Raw genomic sequence first — 17,296 nt, 5'->3', positions numbered from 1 at the left:
ATGACGACGCATCGCGATCGCCTATCTCACATTCACAGCAAGTCGCATTGGTCGCGCCGAGCAGCTTAACGCGCTTGTATCGGCGCTATCGGGATGGCTGTTGACAGTCCCGATAGCGCGAAGTCGATCACTGCTTCTTCGCAGAGCCGGCCTTTGCAGCCTGATCGATGGTATCGGCGATGACCGCTGGCTGCGTCATAAAAAGGGCGTGGCTTGCCGATACCTTGGTGATCTTGGCACCGATGCGCTCAGCCATGTGGATCAACATGGCCTGGTCGAAAGCCTTGTCTTCGGTGGCGATAACGGCCCAGCTGGGCCTGCTGCGCCAGGCGGCGTGTTCGAGCTTGGTGCCGAACGCCGACATGTTGATCGGAACCTGCGCGTCCCTCATGAAGGCAACATCGGCGTCGCTTACGTCGTGCGCAAATCCGGCCTTGAACTTTTCCGGGCTGACATAGCCGAAACCATCCTTCGTGGTCTCGATGACGAACTCGGATGCCGGCGCAAATCCTTGATACTGCTGGGCCGTAGTCTCGCCGGCATCAGGGGAGAGGGCAGAGACATACACGAGGCCTGCAACCTTCTCATCGATACCAGCTTCAGTGATGACGGTTCCGCCCCACGAGTGTCCGACGAGAATGACCGGGCCGTTCTGCCGCTCAAGCGCACGCTTCGTCGCGGCGACATCGTCTGCAAGCGAGGTCAGCGGATTCTGCACGATAGTGACGCGATAGCCGCGCTTCGTCAGGTTGTCGTAGACGCCCCTCCAGCCGGAACCATCGGCAAACGCACCGTGGACCAGGACAACGTTTTTGACGGATTGGTTCTGCGGCAACACCTCAGCGGCACCTGCAGGCAAAGCAGTCGAAAGGGAAGTTGCTGCTGCGACTGCAGACAGGGTGGTGATGATCTTGCGTGTCATACCTTTCTCCTCTTGAGTATTGCGATAATCATTATCGCAATATCAATTATGTCTCACATCTCGATTTCTGCGTCAACATGATTCTTATCGCGATATTGGTTTTCGTGATAAGTTCACTTATATCGGGGTGGACAGGAGTTTAGAATGACCCAAGGCCACAACGATCCTCCGCCCCTGCGCAACCAGCTCTGCTATGCGATCTACACTGCCGGCATCGCGATCCAGCGCGCATACAAGCCTTTGCTCGACGAGCTTGGACTGACCTATCCGCAATATCTGGTCCTGAACGTTCTCTGGGCGCAGGACGAGCAGACCGTGGTGTCCATCGCCGACCAGCTCGCGCTGGAATCCAGCACCCTGACACCTCTGTTGAAGCGACTCGAAGCCGCCGGGCTCGTGCGTCGGACGCGCAACGCTAGCAACGAACGTCAGGTTCTGGTGGCACTGACGGATCAGGGGCGTACCTTGCAGCACAGGGCAGGCTGCCTCAGCGACACCTTGCTGGCAGCCTCGACCCAGACACCGCCGGAACTTGCCGAGTTGAACCGCGACGTACGGCATCTGCGTGACGCGATCTACTCTCAGATCGGCGGATGGGCTCCACCCGCCTGAGTTGCAATCGTCTTGAGCTAGCCCAAATGCTTACGCGGTCGGAACAGTCCCGCCGTCAATGACGTGTTCAGTCCCGGTGATGGATGCTGCCCGATCCGATGCCAGAAATGCAATGAGATCGGCGACTTCTTCCGGTTTGGCAGGTCGTCCGAGCGGTATGCCGCCAAGCGAGTTCATAATCACCTGCACTGCTGCCTCGTACTCGATGCCGGCTTCCTTGGCGATGCGCAGGGCAAGACCATTGGCACCCGGATCCGCGATCCAGCCCGGAGAGACCCTTACCACCCGCACCCCCTTTGGGGACACTTCTTTGGAAATGCTTTTGCTGTAGGTGTTGAGGGCTCCCTTGGCAGAAGCGTAGCCAGTGGTCGCCTCGGGTAGCGGAAGGTTTCTCTGGATCGAGGTGACGTGGATGACGACACCGCTCCCCTGTGCGATCATTCCTGGAATGAGAGCGCGATCCAGTCTGACGGCGGGAAAGAAGTTAAGGTCGAACTCCTTCTCCCATTCCCCATCCGTGAGCGCAGCAAAGCCGCCTGATGGGGCAGAAGAGCCGCCTAGCACGTTCACAAGAACATCGAGACCGCCTAACTCCCGATGCACTGCGTTAACGACGGTCCGTACGCCCATCGGGGTAGTCAGGTCGGCTTCGACGAATGCCGCACCGGAGAAATCTGCCGGCTTGGTGCGAGCGGTGGTCAGTACACGTGCTCCCAGTTCTTTGAACAGCGCCACGGTTGCGGCGCCGGCACCCGAAGTGCCGCCAGTGATCAGGGCGCGACGCCCCTGCAAGGTGAGGAACTGTGTCATATGGTGATCTCCAGTTCGGCGACTTTGTCGCCCGCAAGGAGGAAGAAAAATCGCAGATCAATAGGGCTGCCCGGGAATTCGCCAACGGCATGCGCCGTCACCACTGTTCTCCCGCTCTCGGCAGCGAGAAGGAACGGTTCCACCGTATAGTCGTACTGCTGGCTTTCATCAGCCATCCATGCGCGAATGGCATCACGGCCCCTATGGGTCTCACCCTTATCCTTGACGATGCCGTTTTCAGCGAAAGTAGCTGCGATCATATCCGGACTGCGCGTCCGGTTGGCCTCGAAATAGGCTGCGATTGCCTCGGGTAAATCGACGGTCATTTGGTCCACCAATCGTGTTTGCAACCTTGCCGGCTGCGGGCTTCGATCTCCGTGGGAGGCCGACAAGGACCAATTTAGCTCGTCGCGATTGACGCAATAAGCGGGACTAATTAGGATGAGACATTGCGAAAAGAGGGATAATGACGCGCTCTGTTCTTGCCGATCTGGATGCCGTTCTCAGCATCGCGCGTCATGGCTCGTTTCGGGCGGCCGCGCTCGATCTCGGCATGTCCACGACAGCGCTGAGCAATGCGATCGCTAAACTTGAGCAGCGTCTGGGCATTCGCTTGTTCAACCGCACCACGCGCAGCGTTTCGCTTACCGACGCGGGAAAAACCTTTGTCGAGCGCGTCGGTCCGGCGATGACCGACATTCACGATGCCGTACTTGCAGCGCAATCGCTTCAGGAAATCCCGACGGGTACATTGCGCATAAATGCGTTCGCTACTGCAGCTCGCGAGGTAATGGAGCCCCTGATCCTCTCGTTTATGCAACGCTATCCTCAGGTGCATGTCGATCTGGTCACCGAGGGCCGGATCATCGATATCGTTGCGGCTGGCTTCGATTTGGGCTTGAGGCCGGCTGACCTGGTACCAAATGACATGATCGCGGTGCCACTCGGCCTCAAGCGCAGCAATGCCGTCGTGGCATCACCGGACTTCCTGCGCACTCATGGCTCGCCCATTGTCCCGGCTGACCTTTACCGGTTTCGTTGCATCCGGGCCCGCCTGCCCAACAATGCACTGTTCCGCTGGCGCTTCGAGAAAGACGGGAACGCCGTCCAGATCGATGTACAGGGCTCGATCACGCTCGACGAGCCGAGCCTTGTCAGGATAGCGGCCCAGAATGGCGTCGGCCTCGGATATGTCATGGAGGCCGATGTGCGCGATGACATTGCCGCCGGGAGGCTGGTGCGCGTTATGGAGGACTGGACACCGTCATTGGCCCCTCTTGCACTGTATTACCCTGGCAGAAAGAACCCGCCGGCCGCCTTCAACGCGTTTATTCAGGCTGCCCGTGATTTTGCGAAGGGTGGCCAAGGCTTTCATGGTAGTCGATGATGTGATGTAAGGGTCGTGAACCAATATCATCCGCCGACCATTCGACTTGGCCGATCCCAGTCAGATGTTCCGTAGGAAGCGGTAGGCCTAGCTAAACTTTCCGGATAACCCGGTCTTTGGTCAATCAAGCCGACCTGCCCATGTTCAAGGTCAGGCCCGCGGCTTTTCCTCACTTCAAACCCGATGACTGGATGACGGATATAGTTACTTTCGAGGAAAGGACTTTCGCAACACAACGGGCGGCCAAGCGTCGACCGATGGAGTCAGGTGCGGTGCGCCGTTCCTATCGTGAACGTCGGACCTCGGAGCACCGTGAGGGTCGAGAGACGTGAATAACATACTGCGGGCATCGGGTATCATCGGGTCCCCGTTTTCCGAAAATGGAAACCAGTTGAGCATTTTTTGCCGTTTTCTCCGCAAGGCGAGAGCCTAAGTCAGGTGGTGTGAGGTCACGACCAAATGGCTGGGACGGAGATGTGCCATGGATAGAAAGCCACAAGAGGATGTCGCAAAAGTCTTTCTGGATGCACCTGGACGCTGTGATACGGACACGTCGAAGCTCAGCACCGAGGATATGACTTGGTGGATCATGCCCGGAAACAAGTTTTCCGGCGCGCACGCCAAGACATCTTATCTCGCAAACTACCCCAAGCCTCTGGAGGATACCTCCGGCCCCGCTCATAATGGATATGATGTACTTAGCGGCAAGAGCGAACGTCTTGCGATTGACGCCGAGGGCGATCTGCTGATGAAGTTCGGTCGGCACTATCGGAACAACTATCGCTTCCTTCGACGCTTCCGGGATGGAAAAATCGCAAGCGGCAAGCAATTTACGGACTCGCTGCACATCAACGAGATCTTCGGCGCGCCGGACAGAAATACCGCCGCCTGATCACGCAAGAGCGCTCTTGCGGCTCTAAAAAACCCAACATTCGCAACCGACGCGGAGCGGACCATCCTGTCCGAACAGATCGACACGTCTCAAGGAGCGTAAAATGAAGTACAAGCCACTTGGCAATACCGGTCTTCTGGTTTCGCAACTTTGCCTGGGAACGATGACCTTTAGCGACGGCACAGGGATCTACGAGCATATCGGCGATGTCGGCCAGAGCGGCGCCGACGAACTCGTTAAGGAAAGCATCGATGCCGGTATCAACTTCTTCGACACCGCGGATGTGTATTCCGCCGGTGCCAGCGAGCGCACGCTCGGCCAGTCCTTCAAGAACCTCGGCATTTCCAGAAACGAGATCGTGCTGGCTACCAAGGTCTATAGCCGTATGGGACCGGGCCGAAACGATGTCGGCGTCTCGCGCGGACACATCATGGATGCCGTGGAAGCCAGCCTCAAGCGGCTCCAGACCGATCACATCGATCTCTACCAGGTTCATGCCACCGATATCTTGACGCCGGTCGAAGAGACGCTGCGGGCGCTAGACGATCTGGTGCGCCAGGGCAAGATCCGCTATCTCGGCGTGTCCAACTGGCAAGCTTGGCGCATCGCGACCGCGCTGGGTGTTTCCGGCCGCCTCAATCTGGAGCGGTTCACGACGCTGCAGGCCTATTATTCACTCGCCGGACGGGATCTGGGGCGTGAACTGCGGCCGCTTCTTGAAGCCGAGAAGATGGGCCTCCTCGTCTGGAGTCCCCTTGCTGGGGGCCTTCTGTCGGGCAAGTTCAGCCGAGAAAACCAGTCGCCCGAGGGTTCGCGCCGCTCCTCCTTCGATTTTCCTATTGTCGACAAGGAGCGCGCCTGGGACGTAATCGACGTGCTGAGGCCGATTGCTCAGGCCCGTGACTGCAGCCCGGCGCGCATCGCGCTCGCCTGGTTGCTTTCCAAGTCCGTCGTAACCTCCATCATCGTCGGTGCGAAACGGCTGAGCCAACTCGAGGACAATATCGCAGCCGTGGATATTTCCCTCACCGAGGACGAGATTGCCAAGCTCGACGCTGTCAGCGAGCTGCCGCCGGAATATCCGGGCTGGATGCTGGCTACGCAGGGTCTCGACCGCATGGGCGCTGTTGATCTCTGGGCCGGCAAGACGTCCCAGAGCTCCTGATCGCCAGGTGAGAGGGGCCGGCATGGCCACAATCAAGTCGAAGGATACGGGTCATGCCGGATCGATTAAAGCGTAAGGCCGCCGTCGCCACCGGCGCTTCAAAGGGCCTCGGCGCAGCAATAGCGCGAGGCTTTGCAGCTGAGGGCGCCTTGTTGGTGGTCAACTACGCCGCCAGCAAGGATGCGGCCGACCGGGTGGTGGCGGATGTAGAGGCCGCGGGCGGAAAGGCTGTTGCCGTCAAGGCCGACATACGCGATCCCGCAGAGGTCGAGGCGCTTTTTCCCGAGGCGAACCGCGCCTATGGCCGCGTCGACGTGCTCGTCAACAATGCCGGCGTCTACGATTTTCAGCCGCTCGAAAATCTTTCGATCGAGCTTTTCCGTCGGCATATGGAGCTCAATGTCTTTGGCTATCTGCTCGCGGTGAAGGAAGCCGTCAAACACATGCCGGAGGGCGGCGGCATCGTGAACATGTCTTCGACAGTTACGATCTTCGGACTAGAAAACGCCCCGGTCTATACGGCCAGCAAAGGCGCGATCGATGGATTGACGCGGGCGCTTTCCAATGAGCTCGCGCCTCGCAAGATCCGAGTCAATGCGATCAAGCCGGGTGTTGTCGACACTGAGGGCGTCCAGGTCGGCGGCTTCCTCAAGACTGACTTCGGCCGGGCAGCGGCAGCCAGGACACCACTCAAGCGGCTCGGGACGACCGACGACGTGACACCGCCGCGATCTTCCTCGCCTCCGACGAATCTAGCTGGACGACCGGCGAATTCTTCGTCTTCGCCGGCGGCCATCGCTGACTTCGGTTCTTAAAGGCGCCGCCTTACGGCCTTGGAGATTTGGGATGACAGACTTAACGGAGAGGACGGCCGGACAGGTCGTTCAGCATTATCTTGATATGTTCTTCCGCAAAGATGTGGACAAGACGCTCGACTGCCTGACCGACGACGTCGTTTGGAAGGTGCAGGGCGCGCCAGACGTCCCTACCATCGGCATCCGCCATGGGAAGGATGCGGTGCGGTCCTGGATGGCGCTCTTTCCGGACTATATCGAGCCTCTCGATTTTCGCGTCGAGCGGATTTTTGAAAATGGCGACACGGCCGTCGTGACGGGCCATTTCCGCCATCGCATCCTCAGCACATTCAAGACGTTCGAAAGCGACTTCGCGGCGATCTGCTCGGTGCGTGATGGGAAAGTCAGCGCCTATAGCTTCATCGAGGATTCCTACGGGCTCTGGAAAGCCTTCCAGCCGATCTGATACACGCAACCCGGGCGCGCCGCCGTTATGGCTGGCTCTCAGCCGGCGGGGCGCGCCTCGAGAGATCGAGATTGGTGCGCATCACCCGATCGGCGAGAAAATCGCTGACCGCTCTCACGCGCCCCGAGGCCAGGAGATCAGCATGGGTGACCAACCAGACCTTGTTGCTGAACATCTTGTCGGACGAAATGACGGGAACGAAATCGTCCCCGATGGCAAGGAAGTCAGGAATGACAGCTAGACCCAGACCCGCTCGCACGGCAACGATTTGACATGGCAGACTGCTGGTGACGAGGGCGATCTTACAGCCAGGATGCTCACGCTTCAACCAATCCGCGGCGGGCATGAAGGCATGGCTGTCGTCCCAGGTGATAAAATGCCGGCCGCCCAGCGGCTCTCCCTCGATATATGGATGGCGGTCGAGATAGTCCCGGCTGCCATAGACCGAATATGTCATATGGCCGACACTCCTGACCGTCAGATTGCCCCGTGTTGGCCGAACGACGCGCAGCGCGATATCGGCCTCGCGCCGACCGAGTTCGGCGGCAACCGTGCTGGTGATGATTTCGAGAGAGATGCCGGGATAGCGCTCGCGGAAGGCTGGGAGTGCCGGAATGATCAGATCGGTCGCCAGATTTTCCGATGTCGCAAGTCGGACGACGCCGCTCGGATCCTGGTCGAGGCCAGCCGCGCCGCGCTCAAGGGCAAGAATGCTGTCTTCGACCTGCTCGGCATGGCGCAGCACCTCCCGCCCCTCATCCGTCAGGAAATAGCCGGTCTGGTGGCGCTGAAACAGCGCAACGCCGAGATCGCCCTCCAGTTCGACGATGCGCCGACTGACCGTCGATTGACTAACCTTCAGGTCCGACGCGGTCTGGGTGAGACTTGCTGTGCGGGCAACGGCCAGAAAATAGCGAATGTCGTTCCAATCCATGCGCAGCCTTTCATCTCGTGCCCCTCGTCCCGGATCTCATGTCGTCCGAGGGCTGGCAGACACCAATTGCGCGGAAGCTCGCGCATGAGCCCACGTTAAGGACGGGTCGCGATGAACTGCCAGGCTGCAATGCCGGCGAGACGATGAGGCAAGGCCTGGCGCGCATAATCCTCCGTTTCGGTGATCCTTCGCAGATCCGATAGGCTTTGGTAGCGAACGATGACGATGTCGTCCCAGCTTTGCGGTTCGCGCGGCACCAGCGTCAGCAGCTGACGGCCAGCATGGACGAGCTCATAGGTTATCCGCAACTGCGCGGCGATCTGGGCAAATGCTCCGGCGTAGCCCTCATAATAAGCAGCACGGGCAGAGGACTTCCTATCGGTAAAATCGTTCGAGTAAAGCGGGCTCTCCCTGAAAGTCAGGAGGTTCACCATGACCACGGGGCCATCTCCAACTCGCGCCACCGCCTCGTCCAAAACATGCTCCGGCAACTCGATGTTCAGCATGGACTATCCTTATGACATTTTTTGTCAATCTGTCAGAGTTTGACATTTTCTGTCAAAATGTCAAGTTGAGCCATGGATGCCCGAGCGGAAAAAAAAGATCAGATCCTCCATGCCGCTGAAGCAGTTTTCGTGCGCTACGGTTTCGCCCGTACAACCATGGGCGATATTGCCAAGGCTGCAGGGATGTCGCGCCCCGCTCTTTACCTTCAGTTTCGGGATAAAGAAGCAATCTTCACACGCGTCATCGAAAACATGGACGCACAGGCTTTAACTTCGATAAGAACGGCCATTGCAAAGATCAGGCCGCTCGATGAGAAGCTGCTTCACGCCTGCACAAGCTGGGGCATCCATGGGATCGAACTCGCGGCCTCCTTTCCGGATGCAGCAGATCTTTTCGATCTGCAATTTCGCGCCGTCCGCCAGGTCTATCGAAGCTTCCAGGCTCTGGTCGTCGAGATCCTCAAAGAAAACTTGGAAAGCTGGCCGATACCTGTTCCGCCCGAGGATTATGCCCTGACGCTGACTTATGGCATGCGAGGTTTGCGGTATGCCGCTCAGGATGTGGAGGATATGCGGCGCCTCGTCGGCATTCATGTTGCGATCTATAGCAAGATATTGACAGCACGCGCTTAGTCTAAGGCTGAGACTTGCCAATCCCTACGACATGTGTCTGAAAGGTCGTCGTTCTTCACAGCTCTGTCGACCGCGTCATGCGGGCCACCAGCCCCGGGTCAGGCCTTGCAAGCGCTATGTTCGCACGACGGTTTCACCGATCTACCCGAACTCTATCCGAAATATGATACCGTCGCGGCCTGACATGCTCTGGGTGGCCGGCTTCACAATCATCCGCATAGCCGTCGGCATTTGCTATCTGGCCGTCATTCTCGACGCCTACAACAGGAAGTCGTCGGCTATGGCTCGTCAAAACGCCCGGATATGCCGCTGGCATTGGCAGCGGTACGTTCGGCGCTCGAGAACAGGAAGCCTCTATCCGGCTGCATCAACCTTGTCACTGCCTACACCGATGCGTTAGCCCTCGAAAACGCGAGCTGTGTTGCAAAGGGGAACGCCGTTGGAATTCGACGATCTGAGAACCTTCGTGGAAGTCGCCGACGCAGCAGGGGTGACACCCGCCGCTCAACGGCTTGGCGTCTCCAAATCGATGGTCAGCCGGCGCATCGCTCGTCTCGAGGCTGAGTTGGGCGTTCAGCTCGTCGCGCGAACGACGCGCGGCACCGCACTGACCGAGGAAGGCGCGACGTTCCGAGATTATGCGGCCAGGGTCTCCGCGGAGATCGATGCGGCCCGCGAAACGATATTGCCTGCGGGCGAGCTTCGCGGGCGAATCAGGGTCGCCGCCCCTCTGTCGTTCGGGCCGACCCACCTCGCCCCTGTCCTGTCTCAGATGGCGCGCCGGCACCCGCACCTCCAGGTCACCTCGTGCTACACCGACCGCTTCGTCGATCTTATTACGGAAGGTTTCGACTGTCCGATCCGGATCGGATACCTGCCGGATTCCAATCTCGTGGCCAGGCGCGTCGGACCTCGATACGCGAAGTTCGTCGCGAGCCCCGACTACGTTAATCGGAATGGCTCGCCCGAAACGCCGGACGCACTTATCAAGCATGAGGCGCTCATGGTGGGAACGGAAGCTTGGCCGGTCACTGATGGCGATGAGGTGATTAACACTCGCCCGCAAGGCCGCTTTAAAGCCGACAACGCAGTGGCATTGCTTGCTGCCGCCCTGGAAGGGCTAGGCATCTCGAGACTTCCGAACGGTCTTACTGACCAGCACATCGCCTCCGGCGCCCTCGTTGAAGTGATGCCGAAGTATCCGCCTCCCACCGCCGGCATTTTCGTGGTCAGGCCTCCTGGACAGCATCCTGCCAAGAAGGTTCGGGTGCTGACAGAAATGCTGATCGAGTGCTACGACTCCGGCTCATCCTAGCAGCCAATCGAATTCTACGGCGCAAGATGCTCTGAAAACAACTCGGACAGCCTCGCGACCGCCGGGCCGACATATTCCGGCTTGTAGTACATGTCGTAGTGACCGCCCCTTCGACTTCGAGGAAGTGCTTCGCGTTCGACGGAGAAAGGTCGAACAGACGCCTCCCCGCTTCGTATTGTCCGGTCGGACCCCGGCGCCCGCCCACGATCACCTGCAGCGGCTGGGTGAGCAATTCGGGCACGAGGCTGAATGCATCAAAACCCAACAAGTTGCCATAGCTAACGAACAGCAGGCGGTTTGTCGAATTCGGATGCCGATACTCGGACTCTCGATAGAACGTGACTGCCTCCAGCAGCTCGGGATCGGTTATTCCCGCGGCCTTGGCTTCGGCAAGGCTATCAGGAATCCAAGGATCTCTCCGGGGCTCGGCCCCGCGGGCCTGCGCGGTGCGCTCTGCCGCGGCGTCCTGGAGGGTCTGACGGAAGTCGGGAAGCAGGCGACGCATCGCTTCGCCGATGTCGTTGGCAACGAATGTGCCTACCGCCTTGAAGCGCGGTTCGGTCAGGGCCGCCTTGATTGCGTAGCCGCCGCCTGCGCAGATCCCAAGAAGTCCGATCCGCGCCTCGTCGACATAAGGTAGCGTCGTCAGATGATCGACCGCACATTGTATGTCTTCGACACAAACGGCCGGATCTTCGAGATCGCGGGGTTGGCCGCCGCTCTCGCCCTGGTATGATGGGTCGAAGGTAAACGCTAAGAAGCCTGACGCGGAGAGCCTTTCGGCATAGACGGCACCGATCTGCTCCTTGACGCTGCTGCCCGGCGTCGAAAGGACGATCGCGGGAAATCTGCCACCCTCGTCGAATTTCGAAGGCAGGTGAATGTTGCCGACGACCTCGACACCTCTGTTCCTGAACGAAACCCGCTTGATCATACGGTGGCCCTTCTTTCTCTGTTCATGTGGTCATCACAACCCGCCCGAGAGGCTTGGCGGTCTCGGCGTAATGATGCGCCTTCGCAGCGTCTTCTAGCGCAAAAGGATCGGTTGATCACGACGTCGATCTTTCCGGCTGCGGCGGCGGCTAGGAGATCGTCGACAGTGCCGTGCACCGAGGGCCGCTCGAAGATGGTTCCCATGAACAGTCCGTGCAGCGTCTGGTTGCTTTGCATCGGCTGCCATGGATCGACATCAAGCTTCCCGCCGCCGGGATTGCCAAGGAAGACCAGGCGCCCTTCCGGGGCGAGTGCGCAAAGCGAAGCTTGCAAAGTGGAGCCGACTGGGTCGATGACCAGATCGACGCCCGTCCCGTCGGTCAGTCGGCGTGCTTCCTCCACGATGTCTTGCTGAAGGCGGTCGACGACAAAGGTGGCCCAGTTCGGTCAGACGGGCTTGCCTTTCATCTCCACTGGCGACGGCGATAACGGTCGCCCCTGGCAAGCTGCACCGCCGAGAGCCCCGCGCCTCCAGCCGCCGCGTGGATGAGGACCGTTTCGCCCAATTGGACGTCGCCTCGGGTGACGACGCTGTGGTACGCGGAGCCGAAGGAGATGGGCAGCGCAGCAGCCTTCGCGATGTCGAGACCAGCGGGAACCAACCACGTTCGCGAAGCAGCGACAGCCCAGAGTTCAGCGTGCGATCCGTGCATACGGAAGGCAGCGACCTTATAGCCAACGGTACGGCTGGTTACGTCCTTGCCCACGCTCACGACCGTTCCAGCCGCTGCGTAACCTACCACCCACCGGGGTACCTGGGGCGTCGATCTGCGATTGATCAGATCTCCGCCTTCGACGGAGATCGCTTCCACCCTTATGGAGACTTCGTCCGGCCCGCAGACCGGATCAGGCACGTCGACGTATTTCAGCACTGACGGTGGTTCCGGATTGTCATAGACGGCGGCCTTCATCTTCACTCCACTCTCAGAGGAAACGCAAGAATACATGTAGGTGGTCCACGGTCGTGAGAAAGGGCTCACTGTCGGGAATGCCGTGTTGCGCGACTTGCAACGGGTGGGATGGAAAGCGGTCGCTGTTCCCCGTCGTGCAACAAGCTGTCGCATTCACCGCCACTTCAACCGCTGTGCTGGAGCCACGACTTAGGCCGGACACCCTAGTCGTGAAGTCGGGAGAGCCGCGGCTCTTCGGATGCGCCCGACAACCAGGCGCCTCCCTTGGTGAAGAGTTTCAGCGCTTCTTCGCGGGTGAGCCGGTTTTCCCGAGCAAGCACTTCGGACCCCGACACCGACCGGCCAGTAACCATCCAGCTCAGACCGACCCAAGGATTGAACGTCGCGGCACGAAATGCATCGGTGCTCATTGCAAGCGGAATGCCGCTATCGACAAGCTGGCGTAAACGCGGCGTCCGCAAGGCCTGATCCAGCCCACGGCTCTTGATAAAAGCGTCGCCGTGAAGTGCCATCTTGTGGTCCAGCGCGATGCCTCCGCCCAGCTTCTTCACCCGTTCGATGTTTTCCGGGCTGATCGTCTCGGCATGCTCGAGGCTCCACCGCAGGCCGTTGAAAGGAATCTCTTGGTTGAGAGCTTCCAATGCGTCGAGGAACGGCGTTATATTCTCGTTATAGCTGATATGCTCGCGGAACGGCATCCGTTTCTGAACGAGCTTCCTGATTTCGCGGTCAACCAGCCGAGCATCTGCTCGGGAGGAATGACGATGGCTGGGCGCTCGAAGTTCTCATGATCGTGCAACTGTGCCTCGAGGACTTCGCCTGCGCCTCGATACTCGTGCCCGTGGGCGAGCGACGGATCCAGATTCTGCCCTGGGCTGATTGGCGCCGTCTTCGTGATCGCCTCAAGCTGCAAGTCCGTCATACTGACGCCTGGTCCGCCGCCGAGCTGCAGAACGCTGAACGGCATGCGCACGTTCAGGCGCTTTTCCCGTGAGAGAACCTCCACCATCGCCTGCGCTTTCGGATAGCCCCACCTGCTGCCGGCATCGATGATCGAGGTGACGCCGAAGCGGTTCAACCCGTGGATGCTCGAGGTCAGCGAGCTTACCTCCTCGTCGAAGGAGAGTTGCGGCACCATGGTCTCGAGAGCAACGAACGTCCAGGTGTTACCGAAGACGACGCCGGTGTATTTGCCATCGTCATCCCGTTCGAATTCGGTGTTGGGCAGCTTCGGAAACCGATCGGTTCCAACGCCAAGCGTTTCCATCGCCTGCCTGTTCAGGAATGCCTGATTATAAGCATATTGAACGATCAACGGCTTATTAGGTACGGCCTGTTCAAGTTCTTCAATCGTGGGGAGGCGGTTTTCCTTGAACTGGTAGGGCGACCAGCCTCCTATCACCTTGACCCACTGTCCGTCGGGAGTGCGCGAAGCTTGCTCGCTCAACATTGCTAGCGCCCTGCCGAGCGTCGGAACACCGTCCCATCGAATGTTGTAGTTGAAGCCGCTGTCGTTGAGCACATGCGTGTGGGCGTCGGTGATGCCTGGAATGAGGCGTCGGCTTCCCGCGTCGATCAGTTTCGTTGCGGAGTTCTTAAGGCTCATAACGTCTGAATCCGACCCGACCGAATAGATCCGTCCTTTCGTGACAGCTATCGCGGACACTTCCGGCTGCCCGGCGTTGCCAGTGAATATCTTCGCATTAAAACAATGAGTTCGGCGCCTGATGAACCTTGAGTGGTTTCTGCTCGGCAAACGGAGATCGACGCGATTGTAAAGGATGTGATCAGTATCTTCTTTATCATGTGATCTTCCGCCCGGTTAGGACCCGTGGTGTCTGCAAGTCTTTCTCGGAAACCTGTCATACCCCTCGCCAGCGTAGAAGACGTCGATCACGACACACGGCGTTGCAAGATGCGCAACGCAGCGGCAGTTGGCGCCCTATTTGCCAGGCGAGACATCATACCAGTTCTTCCGAGAAACGCTGACCGGAGAGCCGGCGCACCAATCCGGCGGTGCGTGCCTACATTGCGGACTGCGGGCGAAATTTCTCAAACAGGCCTGAGGCCGTGCGCTTCGCGATATTCTGCGCAGACGTCGTTGCTCTGCTTATAGATCCTTTGAAATCTTAAGCGGCTGCAAAATGATATCGGCGAGCGCGGACTTCCCGACCTGCAAGGCGGCCTGATATTCCGGGTCTTCCACCATCTCTTTGAAGGCTGTCCGTCGCGGATATTGAACCAGCAAGACGGCATCCCATCCCTTTACATCGCCGGTCGTCAGCACATCGAGGCCATCGCCGCGGAACAGGATCCGGGCACCGAAGCGAGCAAGGATGGGTTCCGCCATTCGCAAGTACTCGAGATGTCGGTCGTGACCGCCATCGGGCAGGAACCGGATAAGGTTCAACATAACGATGGGGGCACCGTCCTCTTCGGCCAGGAAGTCCGTGAAGACGTCGGGTGAAAACGCAACCATATAATTATCCTTTCATTAGGGCCTTTGGCGCCTTCATGAAGTCTAACCTGTTGCTCCGACAGAAACTGTCAGGAATGAACGCCAGTCTCGATCCTGCTCCCGCCACCGCCTCATGAGCGACGGCCGCCTCTCTGGGTAGCGCTCTTCAAGCACCGTTACCGCTCGAACGCGATCGACGCGGAAATGTCTAAACGCTGACCGGCTTTCGCACCAGGCGGCCAAAACTTGGACGTCGTCGAAATAGACGATGGTGATGGGCCAGATGACGCGCTCCGAGATAGAGCCGGCAGTGTCCTGATATCTGATCGCGACTTTGCGCAGCTGGCGGATCGCCTCTCTCAAAGGTGCAACCTGCGCTGGATCCCCGCGTTTGGAAACCGAGGCGGCCGCCAGGAGAGCAGGCGTGTCGTCGGCAGCTAGCGGGCGGTCGGTCCGGCTGGAATTTATTTTCGCCAATGCGCTTTCGCTGCTCTTGGCCAAGGCCGGATCTGCTCTCCCTTGCACCCATTCCAAGCCGAGGATCAGAGCGTCCATCTCTTCCGGCGAGAAGGCGAAGTTCGGGAGGAAGAAGCCACTCCTGAGAACGAACCCGACGCCCGCCTGCCCGTCGATTGGCGCTCCGAGTAAACGCAGCGTCTCAACGTCCCGGTATACGCTTCTCTCTGAGACACCGAGTTCTTGCGCCAGTTCGAGGGCCGTCACCGGTCGCCTCCGAGCGCGTAACACACCGAGCATTTCGAAAAGGCGGCCTGTCCTCGACATTCAGCAGTCTTCCAATCTTTTGCTTGGCAATATCTAAGATCAGACAAGGCGGTAGCCAAGGAACAAATGGCAGCTTCTCGTCAAATCCAGATTTTCACCCCAAGACGAGAGGTGAGCTAATGGCATACTGTGCTGCCTCGAAGAGGTTTGCCGCGTCGCCCGCCCGCTATTCACCGAGCTCTCGTCGCGGCAGCCCTATCGACTGACGGTTCGCAGACGAATGGTTGCTGAACGGGATTAACCCGGCCACCGTTATGCTGCCGCCGACGAAGCTAATGCTCCACAAAGTTGCCAGGCCATTATCGTGGCCGAGCCGTTGGTGGGCATATAGAATCTCGGCAGAACGACGCCGGAGTCAAGGTAGCATTCACCGCTGGTACCGTCACCGCATACGTCCCTGGCGCGCCAGAAGGGTTCGACAGGACATGCCGCTTTCGCGCATATGGAGACAGATCCACATCACTCACCAGTCTTGCACCTCCATCTCGCTTCTCGAGCGTTATTTTACGGCTATGGAATTCTTCGAGTTCGACCCGATGTGCGACGCTCAGAATTGTTGCGTTGGGCAACTCGTCGATCATCACCTGCATGATCTTATGCTGGGTCTTGTCATCCAATGCAGACGTGGCCTCGTCGAGGACGATGATATCAGGGTCGTTCAAAAGGAGACGCGCGAATGCGAGCCTCTGCTTTTCCCCACCCGAAAGTGTATGATCCCAAGGCGCTTCTTCCTCCAACTTGTCGTTAAGGTGGGCGAGACCAACCTTCTCCAAGGCAGAATGTATTTCGTCTGCCGTCCAGCTATCTGCAGGCTTTGGGTAGGCGACTGCGCGGCGCAATGTCCCCGACGGTATATATGGCTTTTGCGGCAGCATGAACAATTGCATGTCTGGACGGAAATCAACGCGCCCACTTCCCCATGCCCATAGACCTGCGATTGCTCGAACAAGAGTGCTCTTGCCGGATCCGGACTCTCCAGCGACAAGCACGCGTTCGCCGGGCTCTATTTTGACTTGGGTTTCCTTTACGACAGCAGTACCGTCTCCGAGCGACACAGATACCTCGTCAAGTTCGAGCACCGTTTCACTTTGCGCCTCTCCGCGCTTGATCCTCCCGACAGTCTCGCTCTCTTCGGCCTGTTCCAAGCCGTCCAGCGACACCATCAACGATGCGACCCGCCGCGCGCATGCATTCCAGTCAGCAAGGCGTGGGTAATTGTCGACCAACCATCCAAATGCACCCTGAACGATCGTGAAAGCTGACGCCGCTTGCATAACTTGACCCAGCGACATGCTGCCATCGAGAAATTTTGGGGCGCATAGGAGGACCGGGACGACCGGAGCAATCAGCATGGAACTGTGAGAGACAAGTATCCGTTTTGATCAAGCGGGTTTTGGCGTCCATTTTTGCTGTTTTCGCAGGAGTGCATTTGCGAGGACAACGAGCTTCCGCATGATAGCGGTGATGGCGACTTTAGGCGGTTTCCCAGCTTTTCTGAGCGTGTCGTATTTGGTCTTGAGGTCCGGGTTGAAGCGAGTGGCGACAAGGGCCGGCATGTAGAGCGCCTGCCGGACGATGGCGCGGCCGCCAACGATGAAGGCGCGTCCGGTCCATCGTCCAGACTGCCTGTCGCTTGGCGCGAGGCCCGCAAGCTTGCCGGCTGCTTTTTCATCGAGTTCCCCCAGTTCCGGCATTTCGATGAGAAGGGTAAAGGC

General features: G+C 58.9%; 20 protein-coding genes and 2 pseudogenes. 8 read left to right on the top strand and 14 right to left on the bottom strand.

The window, feature by feature from the left end:
• Window positions 1–127: 127 nt before the first annotated feature.
• Window positions 128–922 carry an alpha/beta fold hydrolase gene (locus BM216_RS31555; protein ID WP_093004083.1) on the bottom strand — a complete coding sequence of 265 codons (795 nt, stop codon included), beginning with the start codon at window positions 920–922 and terminating at the stop codon, window positions 128–130.
• A gap of 144 nt (window positions 923–1,066) precedes the next feature.
• Between BM216_RS31555 and BM216_RS31550 the strand changes: the two genes are divergently transcribed.
• Window positions 1,067–1,534 carry a MarR family winged helix-turn-helix transcriptional regulator gene (locus BM216_RS31550; protein ID WP_093004081.1) on the top strand — a complete coding sequence of 156 codons (468 nt, stop codon included), beginning with the start codon at window positions 1,067–1,069 and terminating at the stop codon, window positions 1,532–1,534.
• Between the two features lie 30 nt (window positions 1,535–1,564).
• Here BM216_RS31550 and BM216_RS31545 read toward each other — a convergent pair whose 3' ends face one another.
• Together BM216_RS31545 and BM216_RS31540 are read right to left on the bottom strand one after the other, a co-directional pair.
• Window positions 1,565–2,344 (bottom strand): SDR family oxidoreductase, encoded by a 780-nt coding sequence (locus BM216_RS31545; RefSeq protein ID WP_093004079.1) that lies wholly within the window; start codon window positions 2,342–2,344, stop codon window positions 1,565–1,567.
• Window positions 2,341–2,670 carry a nuclear transport factor 2 family protein gene (locus BM216_RS31540; RefSeq protein WP_093004168.1) on the bottom strand — a complete coding sequence of 110 codons (330 nt, stop codon included), beginning with the start codon at window positions 2,668–2,670 and terminating at the stop codon, window positions 2,341–2,343. The genes BM216_RS31545 and BM216_RS31540 overlap by 4 nt, the downstream gene beginning before the upstream one ends.
• A 140-nt stretch (window positions 2,671–2,810) precedes the next feature.
• Here BM216_RS31540 and BM216_RS31535 point away from each other — a divergent pair, with 140 nt between their 5' ends.
• The 5 genes and pseudogenes from BM216_RS31535 to BM216_RS31515 all read left to right on the top strand — a co-directional run bounded on the left by BM216_RS31535 (window position 2,811) and on the right by BM216_RS31515 (window position 7,048).
• Window positions 2,811–3,731 (top strand): LysR family transcriptional regulator, encoded by a 921-nt coding sequence (locus BM216_RS31535; RefSeq protein WP_093004077.1) that lies wholly within the window; start codon window positions 2,811–2,813, stop codon window positions 3,729–3,731.
• 481 nt (window positions 3,732–4,212) lie between these two features.
• Window positions 4,213–4,623 (top strand): nuclear transport factor 2 family protein, encoded by a 411-nt coding sequence (locus tag BM216_RS31530; protein WP_093004075.1) that lies wholly within the window; start codon window positions 4,213–4,215, stop codon window positions 4,621–4,623.
• A 103-nt stretch (window positions 4,624–4,726) separates the two neighbouring features.
• Complete coding sequence (locus tag BM216_RS31525; protein ID WP_093004073.1) at window positions 4,727–5,788, top strand: aldo/keto reductase; 1,062 nt, start codon at window positions 4,727–4,729, stop codon at window positions 5,786–5,788.
• Window positions 5,789–5,841: 53 nt separating this feature from the next.
• Window positions 5,842–6,590: pseudogene (locus BM216_RS31520) on the top strand (SDR family oxidoreductase).
• Window positions 6,591–6,634: 44 nt separating this feature from the next.
• Window positions 6,635–7,048 carry a nuclear transport factor 2 family protein gene (locus BM216_RS31515; RefSeq protein ID WP_093004071.1) on the top strand — a complete coding sequence of 138 codons (414 nt, stop codon included), beginning with the start codon at window positions 6,635–6,637 and terminating at the stop codon, window positions 7,046–7,048.
• A gap of 25 nt (window positions 7,049–7,073) precedes the next feature.
• Here the strand turns inward: BM216_RS31515 and BM216_RS31510 are convergent, their stop codons facing one another.
• Both BM216_RS31510 and BM216_RS31505 read right to left on the bottom strand, forming a co-directional pair.
• Complete coding sequence (locus BM216_RS31510; RefSeq protein WP_093004069.1) at window positions 7,074–7,982, bottom strand: LysR family transcriptional regulator; 909 nt, start codon at window positions 7,980–7,982, stop codon at window positions 7,074–7,076.
• Between the two features lie 95 nt (window positions 7,983–8,077).
• Window positions 8,078–8,488 carry a hypothetical protein gene (locus tag BM216_RS31505; protein ID WP_093004067.1) on the bottom strand — a complete coding sequence of 137 codons (411 nt, stop codon included), beginning with the start codon at window positions 8,486–8,488 and terminating at the stop codon, window positions 8,078–8,080.
• Window positions 8,489–8,560: 72 nt separating this feature from the next.
• On the opposite strand from BM216_RS31505, the gene BM216_RS31500 reads away from it, so the two are divergent.
• Complete coding sequence (locus BM216_RS31500; RefSeq protein WP_093004065.1) at window positions 8,561–9,121, top strand: TetR/AcrR family transcriptional regulator; 561 nt, start codon at window positions 8,561–8,563, stop codon at window positions 9,119–9,121.
• 439 nt (window positions 9,122–9,560) lie between these two features.
• Window positions 9,561–10,436 carry a LysR family transcriptional regulator gene (locus BM216_RS31495; RefSeq protein WP_093004063.1) on the top strand — a complete coding sequence of 292 codons (876 nt, stop codon included), beginning with the start codon at window positions 9,561–9,563 and terminating at the stop codon, window positions 10,434–10,436.
• Here BM216_RS31495 and BM216_RS31490 read toward each other — a convergent pair.
• From BM216_RS31490 to BM216_RS31460, 9 genes and pseudogenes are all read right to left on the bottom strand, one after another.
• Window positions 10,351–11,370, bottom strand: coding sequence for an alpha/beta hydrolase (locus tag BM216_RS31490; RefSeq protein ID WP_244530441.1), 1,020 nt, complete (start codon window positions 11,368–11,370; stop codon window positions 10,351–10,353). The genes BM216_RS31495 and BM216_RS31490 overlap by 86 nt on opposite strands.
• Window positions 11,367–11,771 (bottom strand): zinc-binding dehydrogenase, encoded by a 405-nt coding sequence (locus tag BM216_RS34945; protein ID WP_244530440.1) that lies wholly within the window; start codon window positions 11,769–11,771, stop codon window positions 11,367–11,369. Before BM216_RS34945 ends, BM216_RS31490 begins: the two co-directional genes overlap by 4 nt.
• Window positions 11,772–11,833: 62 nt before the next feature.
• Window positions 11,834–12,376 (bottom strand): quinone oxidoreductase family protein, encoded by a 543-nt coding sequence (locus BM216_RS34940; protein WP_244530439.1) that lies wholly within the window; start codon window positions 12,374–12,376, stop codon window positions 11,834–11,836.
• A 167-nt stretch (window positions 12,377–12,543) separates the two neighbouring features.
• Window positions 12,544–13,038 carry an amidohydrolase family protein gene (locus tag BM216_RS34935; RefSeq protein ID WP_244530438.1) on the bottom strand — a complete coding sequence of 165 codons (495 nt, stop codon included), beginning with the start codon at window positions 13,036–13,038 and terminating at the stop codon, window positions 12,544–12,546.
• Entirely contained in the window at window positions 12,999–14,096 is a 1,098-nt protein-coding gene (locus tag BM216_RS31480; protein ID WP_244530437.1) for an amidohydrolase family protein, read from the bottom strand. The genes BM216_RS34935 and BM216_RS31480 overlap by 40 nt, the downstream gene beginning before the upstream one ends.
• Window positions 14,097–14,450: 354 nt before the next feature.
• Window positions 14,451–14,819, bottom strand: coding sequence for a DUF1330 domain-containing protein (locus BM216_RS31475; RefSeq protein ID WP_093004061.1), 369 nt, complete (start codon window positions 14,817–14,819; stop codon window positions 14,451–14,453).
• A 42-nt stretch (window positions 14,820–14,861) separates the two neighbouring features.
• Window positions 14,862–15,554, bottom strand: a complete 693-nt coding sequence (locus tag BM216_RS31470; RefSeq protein ID WP_280141728.1) for a helix-turn-helix transcriptional regulator — start codon at window positions 15,552–15,554, stop codon at window positions 14,862–14,864.
• 326 nt (window positions 15,555–15,880) lie between these two features.
• Window positions 15,881–16,951 (bottom strand): annotated as a pseudogene (locus BM216_RS31465) (ATP-binding cassette domain-containing protein); the annotation flags it as partial.
• A gap of 12 nt (window positions 16,952–16,963) precedes the next feature.
• Window positions 16,964–17,296 (bottom strand): transposase (locus BM216_RS31460; protein ID WP_143102934.1); only part of this gene is annotated, 333 nt, incomplete at its 5' end.

Source organism: Rhizobium sp. NFR07 (genome assembly GCF_900111905.1).
Classification (GTDB): Bacteria; Pseudomonadota; Alphaproteobacteria; order Rhizobiales; family Rhizobiaceae; genus Neorhizobium.
Note: the sequence above shows the minus strand (reverse complement) of the source record. Positions and strands in the feature narration are given on the sequence as shown.

What these genes read in the sequence shown, in the direction of transcription:
- BM216_RS31505 (WP_093004067.1), bottom strand. Translation starts at nt 8,488, where the DNA reads ATGCTGAACATCGAGTTGCCGGAGCATGTTTTGGACGAGGCGGTGGCG.
- BM216_RS31475 (WP_093004061.1), bottom strand. Translation starts at nt 14,819, where the DNA reads ATGGTTGCGTTTTCACCCGACGTCTTCACGGACTTCCTGGCCGAAGAG.
- BM216_RS34940 (WP_244530439.1), bottom strand. Translation starts at nt 12,376, where the DNA reads ATGTATTCTTGCGTTTCCTCTGAGAGTGGAGTGAAGATGAAGGCCGCC.
- BM216_RS31470 (WP_280141728.1), bottom strand. Translation starts at nt 15,554, where the DNA reads ATGCTCGGTGTGTTACGCGCTCGGAGGCGACCGGTGACGGCCCTCGAA.
- BM216_RS34935 (WP_244530438.1), bottom strand. Translation starts at nt 13,038, where the DNA reads ATGCCGTTCCGCGAGCATATCAGCTATAACGAGAATATAACGCCGTTC.
- BM216_RS31490 (WP_244530441.1), bottom strand. Translation starts at nt 11,370, where the DNA reads ATGATCAAGCGGGTTTCGTTCAGGAACAGAGGTGTCGAGGTCGTCGGC.
- BM216_RS31525 (WP_093004073.1), top strand. Translation starts at nt 4,727, where the DNA reads ATGAAGTACAAGCCACTTGGCAATACCGGTCTTCTGGTTTCGCAACTT.
- BM216_RS31540 (WP_093004168.1), bottom strand. Translation starts at nt 2,670, where the DNA reads ATGACCGTCGATTTACCCGAGGCAATCGCAGCCTATTTCGAGGCCAAC.
- BM216_RS31550 (WP_093004081.1), top strand. Translation starts at nt 1,067, where the DNA reads ATGACCCAAGGCCACAACGATCCTCCGCCCCTGCGCAACCAGCTCTGC.
- BM216_RS31510 (WP_093004069.1), bottom strand. Translation starts at nt 7,982, where the DNA reads ATGGATTGGAACGACATTCGCTATTTTCTGGCCGTTGCCCGCACAGCA.
- BM216_RS31500 (WP_093004065.1), top strand. Translation starts at nt 8,561, where the DNA reads ATGGATGCCCGAGCGGAAAAAAAAGATCAGATCCTCCATGCCGCTGAA.
- BM216_RS31530 (WP_093004075.1), top strand. Translation starts at nt 4,213, where the DNA reads ATGGATAGAAAGCCACAAGAGGATGTCGCAAAAGTCTTTCTGGATGCA.
- BM216_RS31515 (WP_093004071.1), top strand. Translation starts at nt 6,635, where the DNA reads ATGACAGACTTAACGGAGAGGACGGCCGGACAGGTCGTTCAGCATTAT.
- BM216_RS31545 (WP_093004079.1), bottom strand. Translation starts at nt 2,344, where the DNA reads ATGACACAGTTCCTCACCTTGCAGGGGCGTCGCGCCCTGATCACTGGC.
- BM216_RS31555 (WP_093004083.1), bottom strand. Translation starts at nt 922, where the DNA reads ATGACACGCAAGATCATCACCACCCTGTCTGCAGTCGCAGCAGCAACT.
- BM216_RS31535 (WP_093004077.1), top strand. Translation starts at nt 2,811, where the DNA reads ATGACGCGCTCTGTTCTTGCCGATCTGGATGCCGTTCTCAGCATCGCG.